This is a genomic window from Bradyrhizobium sp. Tv2a-2 (assembly GCF_000472425.1).
GTDB lineage: Bacteria > Pseudomonadota > Alphaproteobacteria > Rhizobiales > Xanthobacteraceae > Bradyrhizobium.
Window position 1 is genome coordinate 17,989 of record NZ_AXAI01000024.1, and the last position, 24,942, is coordinate 42,930.

The 24,942-nt window shown below is 62.6% G+C and carries 19 protein-coding genes and 1 pseudogene; 12 read left to right on the forward strand and 8 right to left on the reverse strand.

The window, feature by feature from the left end; all coding sequences use genetic code 11:
• Positions 1–3 precede the first annotated feature (3 nt).
• The 7 genes and pseudogenes from A3AI_RS0134150 to A3AI_RS0134180 all read left to right on the forward strand — a co-directional run bounded on the left by A3AI_RS0134150 (position 4) and on the right by A3AI_RS0134180 (position 7,133).
• Positions 4–591: an NnrU family protein gene (locus A3AI_RS0134150; protein WP_024519856.1), complete on the forward strand. Its 588-nt coding sequence runs from the start codon at positions 4–6 to the stop codon at positions 589–591.
• 4 nt (positions 592–595) lie between these two features.
• Positions 596–1,417, forward strand: a complete 822-nt coding sequence (gene panB / locus A3AI_RS0134155; protein ID WP_024519857.1) for a 3-methyl-2-oxobutanoate hydroxymethyltransferase — start codon at positions 596–598, stop codon at positions 1,415–1,417.
• A gap of 14 nt (positions 1,418–1,431) precedes the next feature.
• A pseudogene (locus A3AI_RS43990) lies at positions 1,432–3,027 on the forward strand (class I adenylate-forming enzyme family protein).
• 157 nt (positions 3,028–3,184) lie between these two features.
• On the forward strand, positions 3,185–3,838 hold the full coding sequence (locus tag A3AI_RS0134165; protein ID WP_024519858.1) for a tetratricopeptide repeat protein: 654 nt from the start codon (positions 3,185–3,187) through the stop codon (positions 3,836–3,838).
• Positions 3,839–3,872: 34 nt separating this feature from the next.
• A complete protein-coding gene (locus A3AI_RS0134170) occupies positions 3,873–4,460 on the forward strand; it encodes a hypothetical protein (RefSeq protein ID WP_024519859.1) in 588 nt (195 codons plus the stop codon).
• 55 nt (positions 4,461–4,515) lie between these two features.
• On the forward strand, positions 4,516–5,895 hold the full coding sequence (der, locus tag A3AI_RS0134175) for a ribosome biogenesis GTPase Der (RefSeq protein ID WP_024519860.1): 1,380 nt from the start codon (positions 4,516–4,518) through the stop codon (positions 5,893–5,895).
• A complete protein-coding gene (locus A3AI_RS0134180; protein WP_024519861.1) occupies positions 5,892–7,133 on the forward strand; it encodes a TCR/Tet family MFS transporter in 1,242 nt (413 codons plus the stop codon). The genes der and A3AI_RS0134180 overlap by 4 nt, the downstream gene beginning before the upstream one ends.
• Positions 7,134–7,144: 11 nt before the next feature.
• Here A3AI_RS0134180 and A3AI_RS0134185 read toward each other — a convergent pair whose 3' ends face one another.
• The 7 genes from A3AI_RS0134185 to A3AI_RS0134215 form a co-directional block, all read right to left on the reverse strand.
• On the reverse strand, positions 7,145–8,371 hold the full coding sequence (locus A3AI_RS0134185; protein ID WP_024519862.1) for an ABC transporter substrate-binding protein: 1,227 nt from the start codon (positions 8,369–8,371) through the stop codon (positions 7,145–7,147).
• Positions 8,372–8,497: 126 nt separating this feature from the next.
• Entirely contained in the window at positions 8,498–9,649 is a 1,152-nt protein-coding gene (locus A3AI_RS0134190; protein WP_024519863.1) for an NHL repeat-containing protein, read from the reverse strand.
• Between the two features lie 138 nt (positions 9,650–9,787).
• Complete coding sequence (locus tag A3AI_RS0134195) at positions 9,788–10,528, reverse strand: SDR family NAD(P)-dependent oxidoreductase (RefSeq protein WP_024519864.1); 741 nt, start codon at positions 10,526–10,528, stop codon at positions 9,788–9,790.
• 92 nt (positions 10,529–10,620) lie between these two features.
• Positions 10,621–12,141: an amidophosphoribosyltransferase gene (gene purF / locus A3AI_RS0134200; protein ID WP_024519865.1), complete on the reverse strand. Its 1,521-nt coding sequence runs from the start codon at positions 12,139–12,141 to the stop codon at positions 10,621–10,623.
• A 95-nt stretch (positions 12,142–12,236) separates the two neighbouring features.
• Positions 12,237–12,866, reverse strand: coding sequence for a CvpA family protein (locus A3AI_RS0134205; protein ID WP_024519866.1), 630 nt, complete (start codon positions 12,864–12,866; stop codon positions 12,237–12,239).
• A 182-nt stretch (positions 12,867–13,048) separates the two neighbouring features.
• Positions 13,049–14,497, reverse strand: a complete 1,449-nt coding sequence (gene radA / locus A3AI_RS0134210) for a DNA repair protein RadA (RefSeq protein WP_024519867.1) — start codon at positions 14,495–14,497, stop codon at positions 13,049–13,051.
• Between the two features lie 136 nt (positions 14,498–14,633).
• Complete coding sequence (locus A3AI_RS0134215) at positions 14,634–15,362, reverse strand: sulfite exporter TauE/SafE family protein (RefSeq protein WP_024519868.1); 729 nt, start codon at positions 15,360–15,362, stop codon at positions 14,634–14,636.
• 674 nt (positions 15,363–16,036) lie between these two features.
• Here A3AI_RS0134215 and A3AI_RS0134220 point away from each other — a divergent pair.
• A complete protein-coding gene (locus A3AI_RS0134220; RefSeq protein ID WP_024519869.1) occupies positions 16,037–17,455 on the forward strand; it encodes a cytochrome P450 in 1,419 nt (472 codons plus the stop codon).
• 222 nt (positions 17,456–17,677) lie between these two features.
• Here the strand turns inward: A3AI_RS0134220 and A3AI_RS43995 are convergent, their stop codons facing one another.
• Positions 17,678–17,896 carry a DUF1127 domain-containing protein gene (locus A3AI_RS43995; RefSeq protein ID WP_036050610.1) on the reverse strand — a complete coding sequence of 73 codons (219 nt, stop codon included), beginning with the start codon at positions 17,894–17,896 and terminating at the stop codon, positions 17,678–17,680.
• Between the two features lie 154 nt (positions 17,897–18,050).
• Here A3AI_RS43995 and A3AI_RS0134230 point away from each other — a divergent pair, with 154 nt between their 5' ends.
• The 4 genes from A3AI_RS0134230 to A3AI_RS0134245 all read left to right on the forward strand — a co-directional run bounded on the left by A3AI_RS0134230 (position 18,051) and on the right by A3AI_RS0134245 (position 24,814).
• The gene (locus A3AI_RS0134230) at positions 18,051–19,622 is read left to right on the forward strand and encodes a winged helix-turn-helix domain-containing tetratricopeptide repeat protein (RefSeq protein WP_024519870.1); all 1,572 of its coding nucleotides are present in this window, start codon (positions 18,051–18,053) and stop codon (positions 19,620–19,622) included.
• Between the two features lie 359 nt (positions 19,623–19,981).
• The gene (locus tag A3AI_RS0134235) at positions 19,982–21,514 is read left to right on the forward strand and encodes an HlyD family secretion protein (protein WP_024519871.1); all 1,533 of its coding nucleotides are present in this window, start codon (positions 19,982–19,984) and stop codon (positions 21,512–21,514) included.
• A 53-nt stretch (positions 21,515–21,567) separates the two neighbouring features.
• The gene (locus A3AI_RS0134240) at positions 21,568–23,118 is read left to right on the forward strand and encodes a DHA2 family efflux MFS transporter permease subunit (protein WP_198030293.1); all 1,551 of its coding nucleotides are present in this window, start codon (positions 21,568–21,570) and stop codon (positions 23,116–23,118) included.
• Positions 23,119–23,215: 97 nt separating this feature from the next.
• A complete protein-coding gene (locus tag A3AI_RS0134245) occupies positions 23,216–24,814 on the forward strand; it encodes a sensor histidine kinase (protein ID WP_024519873.1) in 1,599 nt (532 codons plus the stop codon).
• Positions 24,815–24,942: the final 128 nt, after the last annotated feature.

Here is a 24,942-nt window from a genome sequence, read left to right on the forward strand (position 1 = left end):
GTGGTGGGACTGTTGGGGATGATTTTGGGCCTCGTGCTGTTTTTCGGCGCCCACACGCTCACCACGCGGCGCAAGGCGCGCGGTCAGGTGGTCGCCGCGATCGGCGGGGAACACGTCTACAAGATCGTCTATTCCCTGGCGTCGCTGATCGGGCTTGCGCTGATCGTCTGGGGCTTCGCGCATTATCGCGCCACCGAATGGGTTCAGATCTGGACGCCCCCGACATTTCTCAAGCATCTCAATATCGCGCTGATGCTGCCGGCGGTGATCCTGGTGGTGGCGGCCTATATCCGCGGGCGCATCTATGCGACGGTCAAACATCCGATGCTTGCAGGCGTGAAACTCTGGGCGTTCGGCCATCTGCTGGCCAATGGCGATCTCGGCGGCATCATCCTGTTCGGCTCGTTCCTCGCCTGGGCGGTCTACGATCGCATCTCGCTGAAGCGCCGCGCTGATCCTGGCGCGCCGCCAATTCCTGTCGGCGGCCTCACCAATGATTTGATCGCCGTGGCCGTCGGCGTGGTGGCCTATCTTGCGCTCGCCTTTGCCTTCCATCCCGTTGTGATCGGGATTCCAGTGATGGGGAGTTAAAGTCATGTCCGTTCAAACCGCCGTCAGGCGCAAGACCGCGCCGGATATTCGCGCCCGCAAGGGCGGCGAGCCGATCGTGATGCTGACGTCCTATCACGCCCACACCGCGGCGCTGGTCGATCGCCATTGCGACACGATCCTGGTCGGGGATTCCCTTGGGAATGTCATGCACGGCTTTGAGACCACCGTGCCAGTGACGCTCGACATGATGATCCTGCAGGGAGCCGCGGTCATGCGCGGCTCGCGCCAGGCGCTGGTCGTGGTCGACATGCCCTTCGGCTCCTACGAGGCGTCGAAGGAGCAGGCGTTTCATTCCGCGGCGCGCATCCTCAAGGAAACCCAATGCGGTGCCGTGAAGCTCGAAGGCGGCACGCGCATGGCAGAGACCATTGCGTTCCTGGTCGAGCGGGGAATCCCAGTGATGGGGCATATCGGGCTGACGCCGCAATCCATCAACACTCTCGGCTCGTTTCGTGCGCAGGGGCGTGAGGAGGCAAGCTGGGCGAGAATCGAAGGCGACGCGAAGGCGGTCGGGGATGCCGGTGCGTTTTCGGTTGTGATCGAGGCCGTGGCCGAACCGCTCGCGCGCAAGATCACGAAAGAGATCGCGATTCCGACCATCGGCATCGGCGCAAGCGCCGCCTGCGACGGGCAGGTGCTGGTGCTCGAGGATATGCTGGGCCTCTCGCCGCGTGCGCCGAAATTCGTCCGCCGCTACGGCAATCTCGGGCCCGCGATTGAGACCGCGATCGAAGCTTACGCGAGCGACGTGCGTTCGCGCGCCTTTCCCGGGCCGGAGCACGTCTACGAGATGAAGAAGAGCTAGAGGGCCGGGCGGCAATGGATTGGTCGCAACATCCCATCCCTCCGATGCGGCTTGAAACTCGCTTCGGCGATCGCCTGATCCCCGCGTTCTGCGAGCGGCCGCGCAGCGTCTGGCAGATGGTCGCCGATGCCGCCGCGAAAAATCCCGATGGCGAGGCGCTGGCTTGCGGCGAGCGCCGGCTCAACTGGCGCGAGGTGGCGCGACGGTCGGCGGAGATCGCGGCCGGTTTGCAGGCCAAGGGACTTGAGCGGGGCGACCGCGTTGCACTGTTGCTCGGCAATCGCATCGAGTTTCCGCTTCTGTTGTTCGCGGCCGCGCATCTCGGCCTGGTCACGGTCCTGCTCGGCACGCGGCAGCAGAAGCCCGAGATCGCCTATGTGCTGAACGATTGCGGCGCCAGGCTTCTGATCCATGAGGTCGCACTCGCCGATCGCGTGCCTGACGCGCGCGACATTCCGCAGCTTGCCCATCGCCTCGCTGTCGATGACGATCCGCGCCTGTCGCAATTTGCCGATATCGCCGGCCACGCGCCGTTGGCCAAAGCCACCGAAGTCGACGAAGAGGATACTGCGATGATCCTCTACACGTCAGGCACGACCGGGCGGCCGAAGGGCGCCATGCTCGCCCATTGCAACATCATTCATTCCTCGATGGTGTTTGTGAATTGCCTGACGCTGACCAAGGCCGACCGCTCGATTGCGGCCGTGCCGCTGGCGCATGTAACGGGCGTTGTCGCCAACATCATGACCATGGTCGCTTGCGCAGGCGCACTCATCATCGTCGCCGAATTCAAGGCCGCGGACTATCTGAAGGTCGCCGCGCGCGAGCGCATCACCTACACGGTGATGGTGCCGGCGATGTATAATCTCTGCCTGCTGCAGCCGGACTTCGATTCCTACGATCTCTCGGCCTGGCGTATCGGCGGCTTCGGCGGCGCGCCGATGCCGGTTGCGACCATCGAGCGGCTCGCGGTGAAACTGCCCGGCTTGAAACTGTCGAATTGCTATGGCGCGACCGAAACGACGTCGCCATCGACCATGATGCCTGGTGAACTCGCCAAGCGACATATCGACAGCGTCGGACTGCCGTGCCCCGGTGCGACGATTGCGGTGATGGACCCGCAAGGCCATGAGTTGCCACGCGGCGAGATCGGCGAGATCTGAATTCATGGCGCATCCGTCATCAAGGGCTATTGGAACAACCCGAAGGCGACGGCAGAGAGCTTTACCGGCGGCTTCTGGCATTCCGGTGATCTCGGCTCGATCGATGCGGACAATTTCGTGCGCGTGTTCGACCGTCAGAAGGACATGATCAACCGCGGCGGCCTGAAGATCTTCTCGGCCGAGGTCGAATCCGTGCTCGCGGGACATCCTGATGTGGTCGAGAGTGCCATCATCGCCAAACCGTGCCCGGTGCTCGGCGAGCGCGTGCACGCTGTCGTGGTTACACGCGGCGATGTCGGGGCGGAGGTCTTGCGCGTGTGGTGCGCAGAGCGGCTTTCCGATTACAAGGTGCCGGAGACCATGCTGGTCACCTCTAACCCCTTGCCGCGCAATGCTAATGGCAAGGTGCTGAAGCGGCAGTTACGGGAGATGCTGGCGGCCGGGTAGGAACCGGGGGCGGGGCCTGTCCCCCGCTAACACCTTGGTGCCATTTGCTTTGCCTTGCCAGCGCCATATCCATAGGCTATCGCGCGCCGTGCAGGGATTGGGCGGATGCGCCCGTGATGCCGCGTGGGCGATAGCCGGCGGCAAGGGATTGACCTAAGTGTCTGAATTATTTGACGAAGTCGACGAGGAAGTGCGTCGCGAGCAGCTCAAGAAGCTGTGGGATAAATATTCTCTCTTTATTATTGGCGCGGCGCTTCTGGTGATCGCCGCAGTCGGGGGCTGGCGCGGCTATCAATATCTGGAGGCCAAGAGGGCCGCCGAGGTGGGCGATGCCTTCAACAAGGCGATCGAGCTGTCCGAGCAGGGCAAGCATGCCGAGGCGGAAGCCGCTTTCAACGATCTCGCCGCCAAGGCCCCGGCCGGTTACCGCGTGCTGTCCCGCTTCCGTGCCGCCGCGGAAGCTGCGAGCAGCGACCCCAAGGCGGGCGCGAAGATGTTCGATGATATTGCTGCCGACCGCAGCGTCGGCGCCGATCTGCAGGCGCTGGCGCGGCTGCGCGCCGCCGGTCTGCTGGTCGACACCGCAAGCTATGCCGAGATGAAGCAGCGGCTCGAGCCGGAGACTGCGCCCGGCGCCATCTTCCGTCACAGCGCGCGCGAATTGCTGGCGCTGTCGGCCTGGCGTGGGAACGACAGTGCTGCGACCCGGCAATGGCTGGACATGATTGCACTCGACGGCGAGACCCCGCCGGGCCTGCGCTCGCGGGCGGAGGCGCTTCAGGCGCTGCTGCCGCCGGTCGCAAAGAGCTAAGAGGCGGAACGAAAGCTTGACCCAGGGATCGACCATGCGCCGCTCGCAACGTCTGATCGCAGCCACCGTGCTCCTCGCGCTGACGGGCGTGCTTGGCGGCTGCTCAAGCAGCATCGGCAGTTGGGATCCGACTGACCTGCTCGACTTCCTCGATACCAAGAAGAAGCTGCCGGGCGACCGCAAGCCGGTGTTCCCGGACGGCGTGCCGGGGCTGGAGCAGGGCGTGCCGAAGGATCTCTACAAGAGCGAGGTCGAGAAGCAGCAGCAGGAAGAGGCCGCCCAGGCCGCAGCCGCCGCGGCCAATCCGCAGCCACCCGTCGCCGCCGATCAGCAGCCGCCGGAGCAGCAGCCGGCCGCGAAATCGAAACAGGCCAAGGCCAAGAAGACCAAGCAGTCCGCGGCAGCGAGCACGGCACCGGCCGAGCCCGATGGCGAGGCCCAGGCCGCCGATCAGGCCGCGCCGACCACCCCGCCGAAAGGCAAGAAGGTCGCCAGCCGCAAGCGCACCACCACACCCCCGGCCGCCGATTCGACCGCGCAACCGGACCAGTCCCAGCAATCGGCGCAGCAGGCGCCGGCGGCATTCCCCGCGCCGATGCCAAGCGGCAGCTTTACACGCTAGTCTATATTCCACACTAGATTGACATGCGCCTGTTTCCCTGGCGCACGGATCGTCCATGTCGTTCACGATCGCCATTATCGGCCGGCCCAATGTCGGCAAATCCACTTTGTTCAACCGTCTGGTCGGACAGAAGCTGGCCCTGGTCGACGACCTGCCGGGCGTGACCCGCGATCGCCGGGAGGGCGAGGCCAGGCTCGGCGATCTCGCCTTCACCATCATCGACACCGCCGGTCTCGACGAGGGGCCGAAGGGCTCGCTTACGGCGCGGATGCAGGAGCAGACGGAAACCGCGATCAGGCTCGCGGACGCCCTGATGTTCGTGATCGATGCACGGGTCGGACTCACGCCGTCCGACCGCGCCTTCGCCGATTTCGCCCGCAAGGCCGACAAGCCCGTGCTGCTGCTCGCCAACAAGGCCGAGGGCAAGCACGGCGAAATCGGTGCGATGGAATCCTACGCGCTCGGGCTCGGCGATCCCATCCAGGTTTCCGCCGAGCATGGCGAGGGCATGGGCGAACTCTATGACGCCCTGCGCGCCGTGATGCCGGAAGAGCCCGACGAGGAGCAGCCTTCCGAAGTCGATGATGCGGAGGAAGCTGATGCCGCGACACGGCCCATTCGCGTCGCCATCGTTGGCCGTCCCAATGCCGGCAAGTCCACGCTGATCAACCAACTCGTCGGCGAGGAGCGGCTGCTCACCAGCCCGGAGGCCGGCACCACGCGCGATGCAATTGCGGTCGAGATCGACTGGAAGGGACGCGGCTTCCGCGTGTTCGATACCGCGGGCCTGCGGCGCCGCTCGCGGATCGAGGCGAAGCTGGAGAAGCTGTCGGTGGCGGACGCGCTGCGCGCGGTTCGCTTTGCCGAGGTCGTGGCGTTGATGATGGATGCGCAACATCGCTTCGAGGAGCAGGACCTGCGCATCGCCGATCTGGTCGAGCGCGAGGGGCGGGCACTGGTCATCGCGGTCAGCAAATGGGACCTGGTGGAAGCCAAGGGCGGCCAGATTTCGCAGCTCCGTGCCGATGCCGATCACTGGTTGCCGCAGGTCGCGGGCGCGCCGGTTGTTGCCGTGTCAGGCCTGACCGGCGAGGGCATCGAGCGGCTGATGGGCGCCATCGTCGAGGCCTACGCGGTCTGGAACAGGCGCGTGCCGACGTCGGCGCTCAATCGCTGGTTCGAGCAGGCGATCCAGGCCAATCCGCCGCCGGCGGTGTCGGGGCGCCGGCTGAAACTCAACTACATCACCCAGACCAAGGCGCGGCCGCCGAGCTTCGTCCTGTTCTGCTCGCGTGCGGACGCGGTGCCGCAGGCCTATCTGCGCTATCTGACCAATTCCTTGCGCGAGGCCTTCGACCTGCCGGGCACGCCGGTGCGGATCACGCTGCGCGAGAAGGCCAATCCGTTCGCACACAAGCGCAAGCGGCCGTCATGAACGACGTGGCCGCCGAGCGCGCAGTGGACGCGAAGGCGCCACGTGGCACCGCGGTTGCTTTCATCTTCGTGACCGTGCTGCTCGACATGGTGGCGCTTGGCGTCGTGATTCCAATCCTGCCCAAGCTGATCGAGAGCTTTGTCGCCAACGATACCGCGAGCGCCGCGCGCATCTTCGGCCTGTTCGGCACAGCCTGGGCGCTGATGCAATTCGTGTTCTCGCCGCTGCTCGGCGGCCTGTCCGACCGGTTCGGCCGGCGGCCGGTGATCCTGTTATCGAATTTCGGGCTCGCCGCGGATTACGTGCTGATGGCGCTCGCGCCGTCGCTGTCCTGGCTGTTCGCCGGACGCGTGATCTCGGGCATCACCTCCGCCAGCATTTCGACTGCGTTTGCCTATATCGCCGACAGGACCGCGCAGGAAAACCGCGCGGCGATGTTCGGCAAGATCGGGGTGGCGTTCGGTGCGGGATTTATCCTGGGGCCGGCGCTGGGTGGGCTGCTCGGCGATATCTCGCCGCGGCTGCCGTTCTGGGTTGCGGCGGGCCTGAGCTTTGCAAACTGGCTCTACGGCCTGCTCATCTTGCCGGAGTCGCTGCCCGCCGACCGCCGCGCGCCGTTCCGGTGGAAAAGCGCCAATCCGATCGGGATGCTGCCGCTGTTGCGTTCGAGTCCCGCTCTGGCGGGACTTCAGGTCGCAAATTTCTTCTCTCAGCTCGCGCATGTCGTGCTGCCGTCCACCTTCGTGCTCTATGCCGGCTACCGCTACGGCTGGGACGTCGGCATGGTTGGCCTGACGCTTGCGATTGTCGGGCTCTGCTCGATGGTGGTGCAGGGCGTAGCGATCGGGCCGATTGTGGCGCATCTCGGCGAGCGCCGCGCGCTGCTGCTGGGACTCGTCTGCGGCGCGCTCGGCTTCCTGATCTATGGGATCGCGCCGACCGGCCTGTTGTTCTGCATCGGCATTCCGGTGATGGCGCTGTGGGGTGTGTCGGGCGCTGCGACGCAGGCGCTGATGACGCGCATGGTCGCGCCCGACCAGCAGGGCCAGCTGCAAGGGGCAACCGCGAGCGTCCAGAGCATCGCGCAGCTGGTCGGCCCGTTCCTGTTCACGCTGACGTTCGCGTATTTCATCGGGACCAACGCGCCGGTACAACTGCCCGGCGCGCCGTTCTTGCTGGCATGCGTGCTGCTACTGTTCGCGCTTGGGATTGCGGCAAGGACGTTGGCGAAGCGATGACTGCTGTGCAGTCACTTCTTCACCAGCGGGCACTCGCTGGCTTCAAGCGGCTTGGCCGCATCGTCCGGCGAGATGGTCGCGACCAGCTTGTAGTAGTCCCACGGATATTTCGATTCTTCCGGCTTCTTTACCTCGAAGAGATAAGCCGGAATGATGCGCCGCCCGTCGATGCGCAGGGGACCTTTGCCGAACAGGGGATCGTCGGTCGGAATCTCCTTCATCTTGGCGACGACCTTGGCGCCGTCGTGCGGATTGCCACCGAGCGCTTCGAGGGCCTTCAGGTAATGCAGGATGCCTGCATAGACGCCCGCCACCGTCATCGACGGCATGGTGCCCTTTGGCGACCGCTTGATGAAACGGTTGGACCAGGTGCGGGTCTGGTCGTTGAGGTCCCAATAGAAGGATTCGGTGAACGTCAGCCCCTGCGCCGTCTTCAGCCCGAGCGCATGCACGTCATTGATGAACAACAGCAGCGCAGCGAGCTTCTGGCCACCGGCGACAAGGCCGAATTCCGCGGACTGCTTGATTGCATTTGTGGTGTCGCCGCCGGCATTGGCGAGTCCGACGATCTTGGCTTTCGACGACTGCGCCTGCAGCAGGAAGGAGGAGAAGTCGGACGTGTTGAGCGGATGCTTGACGTCGCCCAGCACCTTGCCGCCATTGGCGGTCACCACCGCCGACGTGTCGCGTTCAAGCGCGTGGCCGAAGGCGTAGTCGGCGGTCAGGAAGAACCAGCTGTCGCCACCGGCCTTGGTCAGCGCCTTGCCGGTGCCGTTGGCGAGCATGTAGGTGTCGAACGTGTAGGAGATGGTGTTGGGAGTGCAGTATTTGCCGGTAAGATCGGCGGTCGCCGCGCCCGAATTGAGCATGATGATGTTCTTCTCGCGCGCGACATTGCTGACGGCGAGTGCGACGCCCGAGTTCGGCGTATCGGTAATGATGTCAACCTTGTCGTTGTCGACCCACTGCCGCGAAATGTTGACGCCGACGTCCGGCTTGTTCTGGTGATCGCCGCTGATGACGTCGATCGTCCAGCCCTTGGCGCGCAGGCCGGAATCCTCGACTGCCATGTTGGCCGCCAGCACGGAATTGGGACCGCCGATATCGGCATAGAGGCTGTTCATGTCGTTGAGCACGCCGATCTTGACGTTCTTGTCGTCGGCGAGCGCCGAGGTCGCAAAACCAAAGGCGGCAAAGGCAATAAGCGCGGCGCTACGCCGGGCGGACGTCCCTGTCATCAGCATTCCCTCCATTGTTGATGCGGGTGGCTCTCTTTTTCGGAGCCTTGTCCCGACAGCATGCGTCGCGATAATCCTCACTCTCTGTCGAAGCGGCAATGCGGCTAAAGGCCTGTATTTCCCGGTCTAGTGCAGCACGTCCGAGGTCGGCTTGAATTTCTGGATGCGCTTTCCGTTGTCGACTTCGGCCGTATAGACGTTGCCGAGCCTGTCGACGGCCATGGCGTGCACCCAGTGAAACTCGCCCGCATTGCGGCCGCCCCGGCCGAAGCTGCCGACCACGGTGCCATCCTCGCGCCTGAGGATGCGGATCTCGTTGTTTTCGCCGTCGGCTGAGAGAAGGTAGGTCTGGTTCGGATCTGGCCACAGCGCGAGGTCCCAGACTGCGCCGTTGCCGAGCGTGTTCTTCTCGTAGAAGAACTCCTTCACGAAGGTGCCGTCCTTCTTGAACACCTGGATGCGGTCGTTGATACGGTCGCAGACATAAACGAGCCCGTCATCGGCGATCTTCACGCAATGAACGGGATTGCCGAATTGCCGAGCGATCGGCGCCTTGGGGTCGTAAGGCGGCTGCTTGTCGTCGCTCGGCGGCTTGCCATAGGCGCCCCAATGCCGCTTGTAGGCACCTGTCGTCGCATCAAAAACGATCACGCGGTGATTGCCGTATCCGTCGGCGACATAGAGCTCGTTGGCCTCCTTGTCGATGGCGGTCTCCGCGGGCTTGCCGAGCTGGGTCGTGTCGTTGGAGCCCTTGGAGGGCGCGATCTGGCCGATCTGCGAGACGAATTTGCCGTCGAGGGTGAATTTCAACAATGCATTGTCGTTCTCGGCATTGCCGCCGATCCAGACGAAGCCGCGCTCGTCGACCTCGATGCCATGCTCGCGGCCGACCCATTCGTAGCCCTCGCCGGGACCGCCCCAGGCCCGCAACAAATTGCCGTCAACATCGAACTCCAGCACCGGCGGGGCCGGCACGCAGCATTTCGAGCGCGGCGGATTGAGGGTTGCACCCTTCTCGTCGTCGGTCAGCGACCGCGGCCGGTGGATCGCCCAGATATGCCCCTGCCAGTCGACGGTGATGCCGCCGACCTGACCGAGTATCCAGTTGTTTGGCAATGGCTTTGGCCAGGAAGCATCTACTGCGAAGCTCGGGATATCGCCGGCGGAGGCGGGATTTGGGAGTGTGAAGCCGATGAACGCGGCGGCGAAGAGCGAGAGCGTTCTCCTGAAGCGAGCAGGTGCTTGCAATCGCACTTTGCAAAGTTGCGCCGTCGTCATGGTAGCCTCCCTTGTTCTTGTGCACGGCTTCGGCCGCTTGGCTGCGCAGTGAATAGGGAGGTGGGGGGAGAGTCAATCAGGGCACAGTCATTCCGGGGCGGTGATAGCACCGAATCCCCGAATGACGGAGTGAACGCCTCACGCCGGCGGATGGAAACTCAGCAGCTTGCGAGCCTTGTAGTCATAGAGCTTGCCGGTCTCGGTCCAATCAGGCGCGCACATCGGCACGATGAATTCGGCAACCTGCTCGGGCGTGTCGAGCGTCATCGGGTCTTCGCCAGGAAACACCTGCGCGCGCATGCGGGTGCGGATCGGGCCGGGGCTGAACAGGTTGACACGCACATTTGTGGTCGCGCTCTCGTTGGCCCAGACCCGCACCAGCGTATCCAGCGCGGCCTTCGAGGCGGCATAGGGGCCCATATAGGCGAGCGCCTTGCTTGCCGCGCCTGAGGTGACGAATACGGCGCGGCCGGCGTCGGATTGCTTCAACAGCGGCTCCATGCAGCGGATCAGCTGGAAATTGGCGGTGACGTTGATGGCCATCATGTCGGTCCACGCCTTGACCTCGATGTGCCCGAGTGGTGATGAGGTGCTGGCGACGGCGGCATTGCCGACGAGAATGTCGATCTTGCCATGCCGCTCGTGCAGCGCGGCGCCAAGGCGCGCGATGCCGTCGTAGTCGGTCAGGCTGAGCGGCACCAGCGTCGCTGTGCCGCCGTCCTTCCTGATTTCGTCGTCAAGCTCCTCCAGGCCACCCTGGGTACGTGCGACAGCGATGATATGCGCTCCCGCTTTGGCGAGAGCGCGCGCAGTCGCATAGCCGATCCCGCGCGAGGCGCCGGTGACGAGGGCAATACGGGAGGCGAAGGGCTGGGTCATGAGCATCTTTCCACGTCTGTGCGGCGGGTTTTACAGACGTGGATGGCNGGGACAAGCCCGGCCATGACGGAAATCAGCGGATTGACGCCGCGTCAGCTCGCCTCCGCCAGCAGCGAGAGCTGGCGCGGGGCCGGCTCGACCTGGGCTTGATCGGTCAGGTGGGTCGGATAGTCGCCGGTGAAGCAATGGTCGGCGAATTTCGGATTGGCGGGGTCGCGGCCGGGGTAGCCCATGGCGCGGTACATGCCGTCGATCGAAAGAAACGCGAGCGAGTCAGCGCCGATGATGTCGCGCATCTCCTCCAGCGTGTGGGTGGCCGCGAGCAGGCCGCCGCGATCGGGCAGGTCGATGCCGTAATAATCGGGATAGAGGATCGGCGGCGAAGCCAGGCGGAAATGCACCTCGCGGGCGCCGGCGTCGCGCATCATGCGCACGATCTTCTTCGACGTCGTGCCGCGCACCAAGGAGTCGTCGATCAGGAGGATGCGCTTACCTTCGATCGCGGCGCGGTTGGCGGAGTGCTTCATCTTCACGCCGGATTCGCGGATCGCCTGCGTCGGCTGGATGAAGGTGCGGCCCACATAGTGGTTGCGGATGATGCCGAGCTCGAACGGCACGCCCGAAAACTGGCTGTAGCCGACCGCGGCAGGCACGCCGGAATCCGGCACCGGCACCACCACGTCGATTTCGACGTGGTTCTCGCGGGCCAATTGGGCACCGAAAGCCTTGCGCACTTCATAGACCGATCGCCCATGGACGATGGAATCGGGCCGCGAGAAATAGATGTATTCGAAGATGCAGGGACGCGGTGGCTTGGGCGGAAACGGCTTGTGCGTGTGCGTGCCGTGCTCGTCGAAGATGATCACTTCGCCCGGCTCGATATCGCGGACGAATTTGGCGCCGATGATGTCGAGCGCGCAGGTCTCCGAACACAGGATCGGACAGCCGTCGAGCTCGCCCAAGACCAGCGGGCGGATCCCGAGCGGGTCCCGCGCGCCGATCAGCTTCTTGTTGGTCATAGCCACCAGCGAATAGCCGCCTTCCAGCGCGCGCAGCGCCTCGATGAAGCGGTCGACGAAACGGGGGCGGCGCGATTGCGCCACCAGGTGCAGGATCACCTCGGTGTCGGTGGTCGACTGCATCACGGTGCCGCCGCGCACCAGTTCGCGCCGCAAGGTGAGACCGTTGGTGAGATTGCCATTGTGACCGACCGCAAAGCCGCCGGCGTTGAGCTCGGCGAACAGCGGCTGCACATTGCGCAGGATGGTCGCGCCGGTCGTGGAATAGCGGACATGGCCGACGGCGGCCGAACCGGGCAGCCGCTCGATTACTTCCCGGCGGGAGAAGGTGTCGCCGACCAGGCCGAGGCGACGTTCGCTGTGAAAGCGGCTGCCGTCGAATGAGACGATGCCGGCAGCTTCCTGGCCGCGATGCTGGAGCGCGTGGAGCCCAAGCGCCGTGATGGCGGCGGCTGAGGGGTGCCCAAAAATGCCAAACACGCCGCACTCTTCGCGCAGCGTGTCGCCTTCAAGGTCGTCCTGGAGCTGATGCTCGACAGGACCGGAATGGAGGGGATGGTGGGCGTCCTGGTCTAGGCCTTGTGTCTCGTCCATTTCGCCTCTCTTCTGGCCCAATGCTCCGAATCCGGGGAGACTGGGTCCAAGAGCTTCTGGCTCAAAAAGCCTTTAGCCCAAGTTACTAACCAAGGTTACCGCGCCGCAGGTTTTTCGATCAGCTTTTTAAGGCTGTCGCGCGCAGGTTTGGTGTAACCTTCACTGCCGCCGGCAGGGGGCTGGTCAGCGTCGGTTTGCTCATCCTCGGGCTTGTTTTTCTTGAACCGCTTTAAGATGGTGTTCTCGGGGTCATCCGGCAAGAGCGACATCAGCCAATCCCCTGTTCCCTGCAGGACCACCCGGGATTTGGCTGATGACACCCAGTCCGGACGCTGCTTGTCCGGCACCAGCCAGGTGAAAAACATGAAGGCGACCACCACGATCAGAAGGCCTCGGGCGAGCCCGAACAGGAACCCGAGGGTACGGTCGAGCGCGCCGATTCGCGAATCCAGGATCATGTCGGAGATCCGGACCGTGATCACCGAGACGACGATCAGGGTACCCAGGAACACGCCGGCGACGACGACCACGGCGGCGACGGTATCGTTGCTGAAATAGGTCTTGGCGGTCGGCAACAGCTTCTGGAATGAATAAAGCGTCACCACCGCCGCCGCGCCCCAGGCCGCGATCGACAGAACCTCGCGCATGAAGCCGCGAACCATCGCAAGCAGCCCGGAAATCAGCATTACGCCGAGCAGGATGAGGTCGAGAATCGTTATCGGCATCGGCTGGTCAGGTCGCTCGCAGGTCCAGAATGGGTTCGAATCGGCGCCTTCAGTGCTGGCTTGAGGTGAGAGGCCAAATTCCCTTGTTCCGCAAGGCCGCACAACGCGCCATTCACCTTAAAATTCAAAGTCGCCTCACGCGCCGGATGTATAGCGGCGGGGGAGGCCAAGGTCACGTCCGGCTAGCCGTCCTGGCGGCGGAATCTTGCTGGTGTGGCATTTTTCTCAATGTTCCCAGCCTCCCGTTGCGGTTTGCGGCTGCCGCGCGCGGCGATGTCGGCAACCAGCGTGCTCAGGCCGCCGACGCTGTTCAGATTGAGGCCGCCATCTCCACCCACATCGCCACGGGCCGATTCGGGCAGAACGGCCCGGCCGAAACCGAGCTTTGCAGCCTCTTTCAGTCTGGCTGTGGTCTGGGCCACCGGGCGGATCGCCCCGGACAGCGAGACTTCGCCGAAATAGACCGCATCCGTCGGCAATGGCGCGTTGGCGAGCGAGGACACCAGCGCGGCTGCAGCGGCGAGGTCGGCAGCGGGTTCCTGGATGCGCAGGCCGCCGGCGACATTGAGGTAGACATCGTGGCCGGACAGCTTCACGCCGCAATGCGCCTCCAGCACCGCCAGCACCATGGAGAGCCGGCTCGGGTCCCAGCCAACCACCGCGCGCCTCGGCGTGCCGAGCGCAGTTGGGGCCACGAGGGCCTGCAATTCCACGAGCACCGGCCGGGTGCCCTCGATGCCCGCAAACACGGCGGTGCCGGGGCTACCGAGGTCCCGCTCGGACAGGAACAGCTCGGAGGGGTTGGAAACCTCGCGCAGGCCCAGCCCCGTCATCTCGAACACGCCGATCTCGTCGGTCGGCCCGAACCGGTTCTTCACCGCGCGCAGGATGCGGAACTGCTGCGAGCCTTCGCCCTCGAAGGACATCACGGCATCCACCATGTGCTCGACCACGCGGGGACCGGCGATCTGGCCATCCTTGGTGACATGGCCGACCAGGATGATTGCCGCACCCGTCTTCTTGGCAAAGCGGATCAGCGCCTGCGCCGAGGCCCGCACCTGCGTCACCGTGCCGGGCGCGGATTCCACCGTATCGGTCCACATGGTCTGGATGGAATCGATCACGATCAGCCGGGGGACTGCGCCCTCGGACAGGGTTGAGACGATGTCCTCGACCGAGGTTTCGGAGGCGAGCTGCACCGGCGCGTCGGAAAGGCCGAGCCGCTCGGCACGCAGCCGTACCTGCGCGATCGCCTCTTCGCCCGATATATAGACCGCGCGGTGGCCGGCGCGGGCGAGGAGGCTCGTGGCCTGCGTGAGCAGCGTCGACTTGCCGATGCCGGGATCGCCGCCGACCAACAGCACCGAGCCGCGCACAAAGCCGCCGCCGGTGACGCGGTCGAGCTCGGTCATTCCGGACGGCAGGCGTGGGGCGTCATGGCTCTTGCCGCTCAGGCTTTCGAGCTGGAACGTTCGTCCCTTGCGTTTGGAGCGGATGGACACCGGAACGGTGCCGGTCGCGTCTTCCTCAGCAAGCGTGTTCCACTCGCCGCAGGCATCGCATTTGCCCTGCCAGCGGTTGTACGCCGCGCCGCAGTTCTGGCAGACGAAGGAGAGAGTGGATTTGGCCATGCGGGGCTGAATTAGCAGCTTTGGAACGGGCGCGCTGCCTTAAAAAAGCGAATCAATGCGCGGCGAGGTCCGAACATAGTGATCCCCGGCCTCGTCGGCTGCAATCCAGCCTGGGCGCGAAGCTGTGCAAACCGGATCATTGGGACGTCGCCGCAGTCCACAGCATGGACAGGCCCGCCACGAGCATGATCGCGTCCATCACCAGGCGGAAGATGTCGGGCTGGAGCCTGACCACGAATCGCTTGGCAATGAAGGCGCCGGACATCAGCGAGGAACCGGCGATCAGGCCTTTGAGCGCGACATCCCCCGTCAGCGCGCCGAAGTGCTGGAAGGTTGCGGACTTGCTCACATAGAGCCCGAGCGAGCTTGCGGCTTCGGTGGCGAGAAACGCGCCCTTGGTCAGGCCGTAGAACAAAAACAGCGGCACGCTCAATGGGCCGGTCGAGACCACGATGCCGGTGAGATAGCCGATCACCGCGCCGCCGACGGCCAGATGCCAGAGGCGCGCTTTCAATTGGTGCCGCACCAGGAAGTGGCGCACCGGCACCATCGCGATCAGGAACAGCCCGATGGCGACATCGACGGCATGTGAGGGCAGGGCGAGCAGCGTACGCGCGCCGAGCGCCGCGGCGGGGATACCGGGAATTGAATAGGCCAGGCATGCGCGCCAGTCGACCTCGCGCCACCAGGCGAGGATGCGGGATAAATTCGCCATTACGGCCGCGACCGCCATGATCGGCACCGCCTGCTTCGGCCCATATTGATAGACCAGCACCGGCATCAGCATGATCGAGGAGCCGGTGCCGACGATGCCGGAGATGGTGCCGGCGGCGAGGCCGACGATGAGGACGAACAGGAAGCCCAAGGTCGCTGCGTCTCCAGGAGTCGCTTGAAAGAAGAGTCGCTTGAAAGAAGAGTCGCTTGAAAGAATCGCCTGAAACTAACTATCGCACGAGTTTAGCGGTCGTCGTCCCTGCCGGCGACAGGCACAAATCCGCGTTCTCGCGACGGAGTTCGCCCGAGCTTTGTATCTCTTTTCACCCTCGGGGATGCCAGAGGGTGCAGGGAAGGCCGGGTGGCCGCATGCACCCGGGGCCCCCGCGCAAAAGAAATTGCGCGAGCGCGCGTGAACCAAAAGAAAGGTTCAGTCGCTATCGAACCGAAAGCAGACCTATTATGCTCGCCTTGAGCTTTGTTGTTCATGACCCCAAATCGGACTTGGGCCGGGTACCAACCAAGCTGCGCCAAGAACCGACAAAGGACCACCTGCGCCAACGGCGTCGATCGAGCGGGGGGTATGACAGCCGTAACGCTACTTCTGAACATTGAAATGATGTCGTAGCACGCGCCACCCACTCTTCGCAGCGGCGCACCTTCAGTGCTCAAAGCGCGCGCTTTTCTTGCTTGCCCGGAGTTTCGTCTCCCGCCAAGCCTCGCAGACAGGGCACTGACCTGGACTGTGGATGATCCTTATGCGGATAGAAGCCCTCACGTAAAATTCGAACCTGCGGATAAGCTTCCTACTTAGAGGGAAACGAAATGACCGCCTCAATAGATAGCACTGCCATTCGCACCTTGTCCGACCTGCCATCACCACGTGGGCTCCCGTTACTTGGCAATGCACTTCAGTTCGACCTCCCGCGACTGCATCTGGTTCTTGAGGAATGGGCCAAGGAGTTCGGCTCCATGTTCACGATAGGCTTGGCGCACAAGCGGATTTTCGTTTGCTCGGATGCGGACCTCCTACAGACGGCGTTACGCGAACGCCCGGATCGCTACCGGCGCTTTTCACCCATCGAGTCGGTTCTTGGAGAGATGAAGGCCAACGGTGTTTTCTCGGTTGAAGGCGAAAGTTGGCGTCCTCAGCGTCGATTGGTCATGCAAGCGCTGGCGTCAAAACATTTCGGCACTTTTTTTCCGATCCTCAGGGATATCACCGAGCGTCTACATAAAAAGTGGGAAAACTCAGCACAAGCCGGTCAGGTTGTGGACATGACTGAGGAGTTGGTCCGGTTTACCGTGGATGTAACGACTGCATTGGCCTTTGGTGAAGACCCGAACACGATTGAGGAATCGGGTAACGTGATCCAACAGCACCTTGCAGAAATATTCCCGATGATAATGAAACGCATCAATGCGCCACTTCCCTTGTGGCGATACTTCAAATTGCCAAGCGATCGGAAATTCGAGCGCTCGCTCCATGCCGTGCATCATCATGTCGAATCACTCATTGATCGCACAAGAAAGCGCATGCGCGAACAACCGAGCGACAACCCTCGTAATTTGCTGGAGGCAATGCTGGCCGCTGCAAACGAGCCCGATTCCGACATTACCGACGAGGTCATTGTAGCCAATGTCATGACTTTGCTATTGGCCGGTGAAGACACCACGGCGCACTCCTTGTCATGGGCCGTTTATTTTATCTCCCAGGACAAAGGTCTTCAGTCGAAGCTGCATACTGCCTCCACTGATGCATTCCGATCCTCGCGGTTATGCTCCACGTTCGAAGACGTTAAGAAGCTTGATTTGTTTGAATTTGTTACGCAAGAGACGTCCCGCTTTAAGCCGGTCGTGCCTCTTATCTATCTGGAGCCGATCATGGATGTGGTTCTGGGCGGCGTGTCGTTGCCAGCGGGGACGCCGCTTTTTTTCATGTTACGGCCGTCCATGTTGGACAGTAGGCGCTTTGGACGACCTGACGAGTTTTTACCGGAGCGTTGGTCCAGCGGGCACCTGGAGGTGCAGCCACATGACTCGAAGACCTATGCCCAATTCGGAGCAGGCCCGCGTGTTTGCCCAGGTCGCCATCTCGCGGGAGTCGAGATGCGTCTCGTACTGTCCATGCTTTCCCGAAACTTTTCCGTGGAGTTAGCAACCAGTCCTGCATCCATCAAGGAAATTTCTTCCTTCACCATGATGCCGAATACGATGCCAGTGCGGCTTGAATCATTGCACTGAGCTTGGGCTCCATAGCTGACGCATCGCTCTTGGCTAAGTGCCGCGCTGAACACCACTGTCTTGATTTTTGCGGCTGTGCTTGCATGTCCAACCTTTAAGTTCGAGATTGCACGCCGGCGGAAAATGGAAGCCAATTAGGGTAAACGTCGCTCTGATCCCAAGCGCCTTGCACGCCCCTGGTTCTTTCGTGCCCAGCCACGGTTGGCGTGCTTGCCAGAAGCGCTAGTCTTTGGATCGATTTGCGACGATGTAATCAATCTCGCCACGCGTCGTGCCGATGTCACGCAGCTCTCTGTCGCTGAGGTCATACAGGCGCGCTCGCAACCGGCAGCGTTCGCGCCATTCCAGAAGAGCCGCCCAAGAGGGCTTCAAAAAGGTCAATCCGAGCCGCGCTGACGCCATGGTCTGGGTCAACTCTACGAGGTTGTGGATCGTATCCATCGGAATATCTCCCGGTGTTGTATCGCCCGAGGAAGATGCCGGGACACGGGGAGCCACGCTTGACTCACCGCTTACTTTTTCCTCACCGACGGCTTATTCTTGCGGGGCAAGCTCGGCTGAAGCGCCCTTGGGGGGCAACCTGGGGAATGGTGCCTTGCGCTATTTCTTCGAGGATTACGCATTCGATACTGACCGTCGCGAGCTACAGCACGGGTCTAGCGTAGTCGCTACGACGCCGCAGGTTTTCGATCTGCTTGGCTATTTGATCCGCAACAGGGATCGCGTCGTCAGCAAGGATGACCTGGTCCAGGCGATCTGGAATGGACGCATCGTATCCGATGCGGCGCTGACGACCCGCTTGAATGCGGTCCGAAGCGCGATTGGCGATTCCGGCGAAGCGCAGCGCCTGATCAAGACACTGCCACGCAAGGGCTTTCGCTTCGTCGGAATCGTGCGTGAATCGAACAAGCCTTCGACTGCGGCCGTCTCAGGCGATCCGGCGGGATCGCCGACCCCGGGATTGCCGATCCCAAACTGTCCTTCAATTGCTATTCTACCTTTCGCCAACCTGAGTTCGGACCCTGAGCAGGAATATTTCGCCGACGGCATCGTCGAGGACATCACGACGGCGCTCGCCCGCTTCCGTGGAATGTTTGTGATCGCGAGAAATTCCAGCTTCACATACAAGGGACGTGTCGTTGACGTGAAGCAAGTCGGGCGGGAGCTTGGGGTCAGGTATGTGCTCGAGGGAAGCGTCCGCAAGGCCGGAAGCCGCGTTCGCATTGCCGGTCAGCTGATCGATGCCGAAACCGGGGCACATCTCTGGGCGGATAGCTTCGATGGAGCGCTCCAGGATGTGTTCGACCTGCAGGACCGCGTAACTTCGAATGTCGTCGGCGCAATTGCGCCCACACTGATGCTTGCCGAAATAAAGCGTGCCGAGCGAAAGCCCACCGAGAATCTCGATGCCCACGACCATTACCTGCGTGGCTTGGCCAGCGTTCGCCTGTGGACGAGAGATGGAAACAGCCGGGGTCTCGACTATTTTCGAAAGGCTATCCAGCTCGATCCCCATCTGGCGGCCGCGTATGCCATGGCCGCGTGGTGCTATGTGCGCCGTAAACTTCATCAGTGGATGGACGATCCGGCTGCCGAGATAGGCGAGGCGAAGCGACTGGCGCGCCAAGCTGTGGATCTGGGCCAGGACCGCGCGTTGCCGTTGTGCATGGGTGGATATGTACTCGGCCTTCTCGAGCGTGATTTCGATGAGTCCGCCGCCTTGATAGATCGGTCGCTGGCGATCAACCCCAATTCGGCCTATGCCTGGTCGCTAAGCGCTTGGGTGAGGATATGGAGGGGGGAGCCCGACCTCGCGATCGAACACGCCGCGAAGGCCGAGCGGCTGAGCCCGTTGGATCCGAGCATGTACAGCATTCTGGCGGCTGCGGCCTACGCTCATTTTCTGCTGCACCGCTACGACGTCGCATCGTCGCTGGCAGAGCAGGCAAGGCGCGGAAATCCAAACTTCGTTCTGGGCGTATACATTGCGGCGGCCAGCAATGCGCTCGCCGGTCGGATTGAGGTGGGGCAGCGAGCCATTGCGGGCGCACTGGAATGCGACCCCGGTTCGCGACTCTCCAATTTGAAGAACCTTGCACCGTTTGAACGACCCGAGCACTTTACCCTCTTCGCGGACGGCCTTCGCAAGGCCGGGCTTCCTGACTGATTCCTGACCTCCCGAGTTCGTATCTGGGGCCGGCACGCTTTTCCTCGCATTTTGACCCGTTGCTGACGTCAACGAGGCCTTCGCGCGAGGGCCAGAGACGCTGACCCATTGGGAGGTGACTGGCCGATTTCAGGAACGGCGCTTTTGGCCAAAGCCGACCAGGGCGAAGTGCCGTCAGTTCCCGTGCACGCTGTGGCGCGACGGGACGAGCCGGGTGTCTCGCAACAGCTAACAGCGTCTAACAAGACACAACGGGCAGTCTGCCGGGCATTGAGCTAGTGTCACCATGCGCAAAGTCCGGTGAGTTGCGTCAGGACGACCCATTTGCATTGAGCGACAATTGTCAGGAGCGGCATCCAATGTCTCCCGAGATGACCGAGCAAGACGGCAAGTCAGGTTCGGCCGGCGCGCCGACGGCCAAAGCGGGTGCTGGGGTCGACAGTGACGGCAAAGTGCCGCCGAAGCCGCTCCCATCGGCGAATCAGCGGTTCACGCGGCGGCAAAAGTTGCTGGCTGCCGCGCTCGGCGCTGTGGCTATCGCGGCCGCACTGTACGGCATTCCCTGGATACGGTTCGTGCTCAGCACGGTCTCGACCGACGACGCCTTTGTGAACGGGCATGTGACATTCGTCGCCCCTCGCGTCCACGGTCAGGTTTCCAAAGTCCTGGTGGACGACAACAACCGCGTCCATAAGGGCGATCTTCTCGTTGAATTGGACAAGGAGCCATTTCGCGACGCAGTCGCCGTGAAGAAGGCGGCGGTCGATACGGCGCAAGCGGATCTCGATGCGGCCAGGGCTACGGCGCGCGGCATCGAAGCACAAGCCATGAGCCGGCGCTGGCAATTGCAGCAAGCCATCGAGAATGTCGAAAACCAGATATCGCTGTTGCATGCCCGGGTCGCCGCACTGAAGAAGGCGAAGGCGACACTCACACTGGCGAAGCAGGAGTTCGACCGGACGGCGCAGCTGGTCGTATCGGACACCGCGAGCCGCGAACTCTATGATCAACGTCAGGCGTCGCTAACGATTGCCCAGGCGGGCATCGTCCAGGCATTGGCGGATGTGAATCAGATCCGTGTATCGTTGGGCCTGGAGGCGCGGCCTGAAGACAGCGCCGATCTCGACCAGGTGCCGCCCGATCTCGATCAGTCCTTTTCTTCGGTCCTGCAGGCGCAGGCGGAGCTGATTCAGAGTGCGGCTGAGCTGGGCGTTGTCCATTCGTATAACCAGACTCCGAAGCAGATGCTCGAGGAGTTCTACAAGCTCGATCCCAAAGGCGACGTCAACCGCACCTTCGATCGGCTGGCAGCGGAAGCGCCTGCGGTCAAGCAGGCCGAGGCGAAACTCGATGCCGCCAAACGCGACCTTGCTCTGGCTGAACTCGACCTTCGCTATTGCGACGTTGTCGCCGAGATCGACGGCGTCGTCACGCGCCGAAACGTCAATCCGGGCAACGATGTTCAGGTCGGTCAGAACTTGATGGCGGTCCGCTCGCTCAGCGAGATTTGGATCGATGCCAATTTCAAGGAGACTCAACTGCGCGACCTGCGGATCGGCCAGGCCGCCGATCTCTATGTCGACATGTATGGCGACAGGCAGGTGTTCAAAGGCCGGATCGCGGGCTTCACCATGGGGACCGGATCGACACTCGCATTGCTGCCGGCGCAAAACGCCACCGGCAACTTCGTCAAGATCGTGCAGCGGCTCCCGGTCCGGATCGAGCTCGAGGGATATGACCCGGACAAGAATCCGCTGTTCATCGGCTCGTCGGTCGTCCCGTACGTCTACCTCAACAAGCCACCCACGGGACCCGATGCCGGGAAGTTCCTCCAAAGCAACATGCAGCCGGCCACGACTGCGGCGGCAGGCCGGCCAGGCGTCGACAAATGACAGATCTCGTGCTTTCACCCGCCAGATCGCCAACGGGGGTAAGCCCCTGGGTGGTGGCCGCCATCGTCGTGGTGCCGACCTTCATGGAGGTGCTCGACACCACCATCACGGTGGTGGCGCTCCGCTACATCGCCGGCGGTCTGTCGGCCACGGTCGACGACGGCGAATGGGTCATCACGAGCTATCTTGCCGCCAACGCCATCATCCTGCCGATCACCGGCTGGTTGTCGGCGCACCTTGGTCGCCGCAACTACTTCCTGCTGTCGATAGCGGTCTTTACCCTGGCCTCCGGGCTCTGTGGCATGGCGACCAGCCTCGGTCAGCTCATCGTGTTTCGCGTCTTGCAGGGCCTCGCGGGGGGCGGTCTTCAGCCTTCCAGTCAGGGCGTGCTGCTGGATGCCTTTCCGATAGAGAAACAAGGCACGGCGATGACGCTGTTTGGCCTGGCTGCGCTTTTGGCGCCGGTCGTGGGTCCGACCCTCGGCGGTTGGATCACAGACAGTTATTCCTGGCGATGGGTGTTCTATATCAACGTCCCGGTCGGTCTCCTGGCGCTTGCCGCATGTTATGCGCTGCTCCGGGATCCGGACTATCTCACGAAGCAGCGTATGGAGTTGAAGACCCAGCCGCTGCGCTTTGACGCGCTTGGCCTGTCACTTCTGGTGATCGTCATGGTCTCCTGGGAGGTGATGCTCAGCAAAGGTCAGGAGTGGGACTGGCTGAGTGATCCGTTCTGGCGGGTGCAGACGCTGGCCATTCTCGTCGTCGTCGGCCTGATCGCGCTGATTGTCTGGGAATTGCGTCATCCGAACCCCGTGGTCAATTTCCGGCCCCTACGGGAGCGAAATTTCGCGGTGTGCTGCGTCATCATCTTTAGCGCTTTCGCAGTCCTCTATGCCGCCAGCACATCGTTGCCCGCCTTGCTTCAATCCCTGTTCGGCTATGATGCGCTCAGCGCGGGATTGGTGATGTCGCCGGCCGGGTTCTTTGCGGTCCTGGTCATGCCGTTTGTCGGCCGGGCCCTTGGCCGGGGGACCGATGCCCGGTGGTTGCTCGCCGCCGGCCTTTTGATCATGGCGGCCGGAAACTATTGGATGTCGCAAATGAACCTCGACATCAGCCCGGGCCAGGTCGTGTGGCCTCGGGTGATGCTGGTCGTTGGGCTCTCGATGTGCTTTGCGCCTGCGAATGTCGCGGCCTACCTCTATACGCCGCCGCTGCTGCGTGGCGCGGCCGTTGGCTTGCTCAGCCTGCTGCGCAACGAGGGAGGCAGCGTGGGAACGTCGATGGCGCAGACAATTCAGGAGCGCCGCGACCAATTTCACGTTCTCCGGCTCGGCGAGTCCCTGGATTCCTTCAACGCGGCCGTGGTTTCCTTCCTCGATCAGGCGCGCGGCGTGTTCTTGCAGCAGACCGGCGATCCGTCTGCGGCGCAGCAACTGGCCTGGCAGACGCTCGAGAACTTGCGGCAGCAGCAGGCGTCGTCACTTGCTTATTTCGACGTGTTCTTGGCCTTGGCCGTGGTGACGCTGGTGCTGGCCCCCCTGGTGCTGCTGATGAAACGTTCGGTGGCCGCGAAAGGCACTCACATCGGTAGCGAATGAGGTGTCCCGCGCAAACCGTGGCAGTCTCTTTCATGGCAAGCGGCATAGCTGCTAGAGCTTCGTGTCGCGCGCCTCAGCGTTGCGGAGAGGCACTCCGATGACGATGCCGGCCGTCCTAGTCCCCGCGGATCAGCCTCTAACCCTTGCGAACGTGTCGCCTGGCCGCCCGCAGAAGCGCTTGGCTTTTGCGGTCGCGCTCGCTTTCCTGGCGGCCCTTGTCCTCTCGGCCGGAGAGCTCTCGAACATCCAGCTGAGGCGGATCGACCCGTTCGTCCCGATCTATGGCACCGCGATCTTCGTGAATGACCTGATCACCGCGGTCCTGTTGTTCAACCAGTTCGCCGTCCTGCGTTCGCGTGCGCTGCTCGCGATCTCGAGCGGGTACTTCTTCACCGCGCTCATGGTCATTCCGTGGATGCTGACCTTTCCCGGTGTGTTCGCGCCGACCGGGCTGCTCGGCGCCGGGTTGCAGAGCACGAATTGGCTCTACGTTTTGAGGTATGCTGCTTTTCCCACCTTCGTTATCGCCTACACCCTCTTGAAGGATGCCGATCCGGCAGAGCGATTGTGGAAAGGTTCTGCGGGCCCGGCCGTCCTCTCCTGTGTCGCGATATCCGCAGCCGTCGTGTGCGTCGTGACGATCATCGTCACTGCGGGTGACGCATACTTGCCGCGCATCTCAATCGATCCGGTTCATTTTTCCGCCCTCTGGCTCTATCTGGCCAGCTGTCTCATCGCGTGGAATTCGCTTGCGCTGATTTTGCTCTGGAGGCGGCAGCGCTCGGTGCTCGACCTGTGGCTGATGGTGGTCGTTTCTGCGTATGCAATCGAGATCTATCTGGTCTCGTTTCCAGGATTGGCCCGGTTCAGCGCCGGCTGGTATGCCGGCAGGGTGTTCGGGTTTGTCTCGAGCATTCTTGTGCTCTTTGTCCTGTTGGGTGAGATCACGACACTTTACGCCCAGCTGTTGAGCGCGGTGTTGGCGCAACGTCGCGAGCGCGAGGCGCGGCTGATGACCGGTGACGCCGTCTCAGCTTCAATTGCCCACGAGATCAAACAGCCATTGACGGCGATCATAGCCAGCGCAAACGCAGGATTGAGCTGGCTCGATCATGTCGAGCCCGACCTCGATAATGTCAGGAATGCGTTGCGGCGCGTCGTGACCAGCGGACGCAGTGCGGACGTCATCATCGAAAATATCCGGACGCATTTCAAGGTCGGCGCACGGATACGGACTTCGCTTGATATCGGCGATGTCATCCGGGACGCTCTGGCCGTCGTTCGCGACAAACTGCAGGCCCATCGGATCGTCGTTACGGTGGACCTCGACGAACATCTGCCACGGCTAAGAGGCGAACCGGTTCAACTCCAGCAGGTGCTGGTGAATCTGATTGCGAACGCAATTGACGCCATGGCTAGCAAGAATGGTGAGCGGGTGCTGTCCATCAGATCTGAACTCGATCATTCCGGAGATGTGATGGTGACGATGGAAGACACGGGGAAGGGCATCGAGCCCGGCGCCACAAATCGGATATTCAACCCGATGTTCACGACCAAAGCGCACGGCATGGGCATGGGGTTGTCGATCTGCCGGTCGATTGTCGAGGCGCATGAAGGGCAATTATGGGTGTCCGCCAGTGAGCGCGGCGGCGCCGTTTTTCGCTTTACAGTGCCGGTAGATCCGCTCGTATCCTGATCGAACCAGATCACTACGGCAGCTTCCTCGGTAGCCTGTTTGAGGATTCTCATGGCTGTCGAGTTCTCGAAAGGAAGGCTTGGTTTTGGAGACATACTCGAGCAATCGTTCCGCCCGGAGCGGTCTTG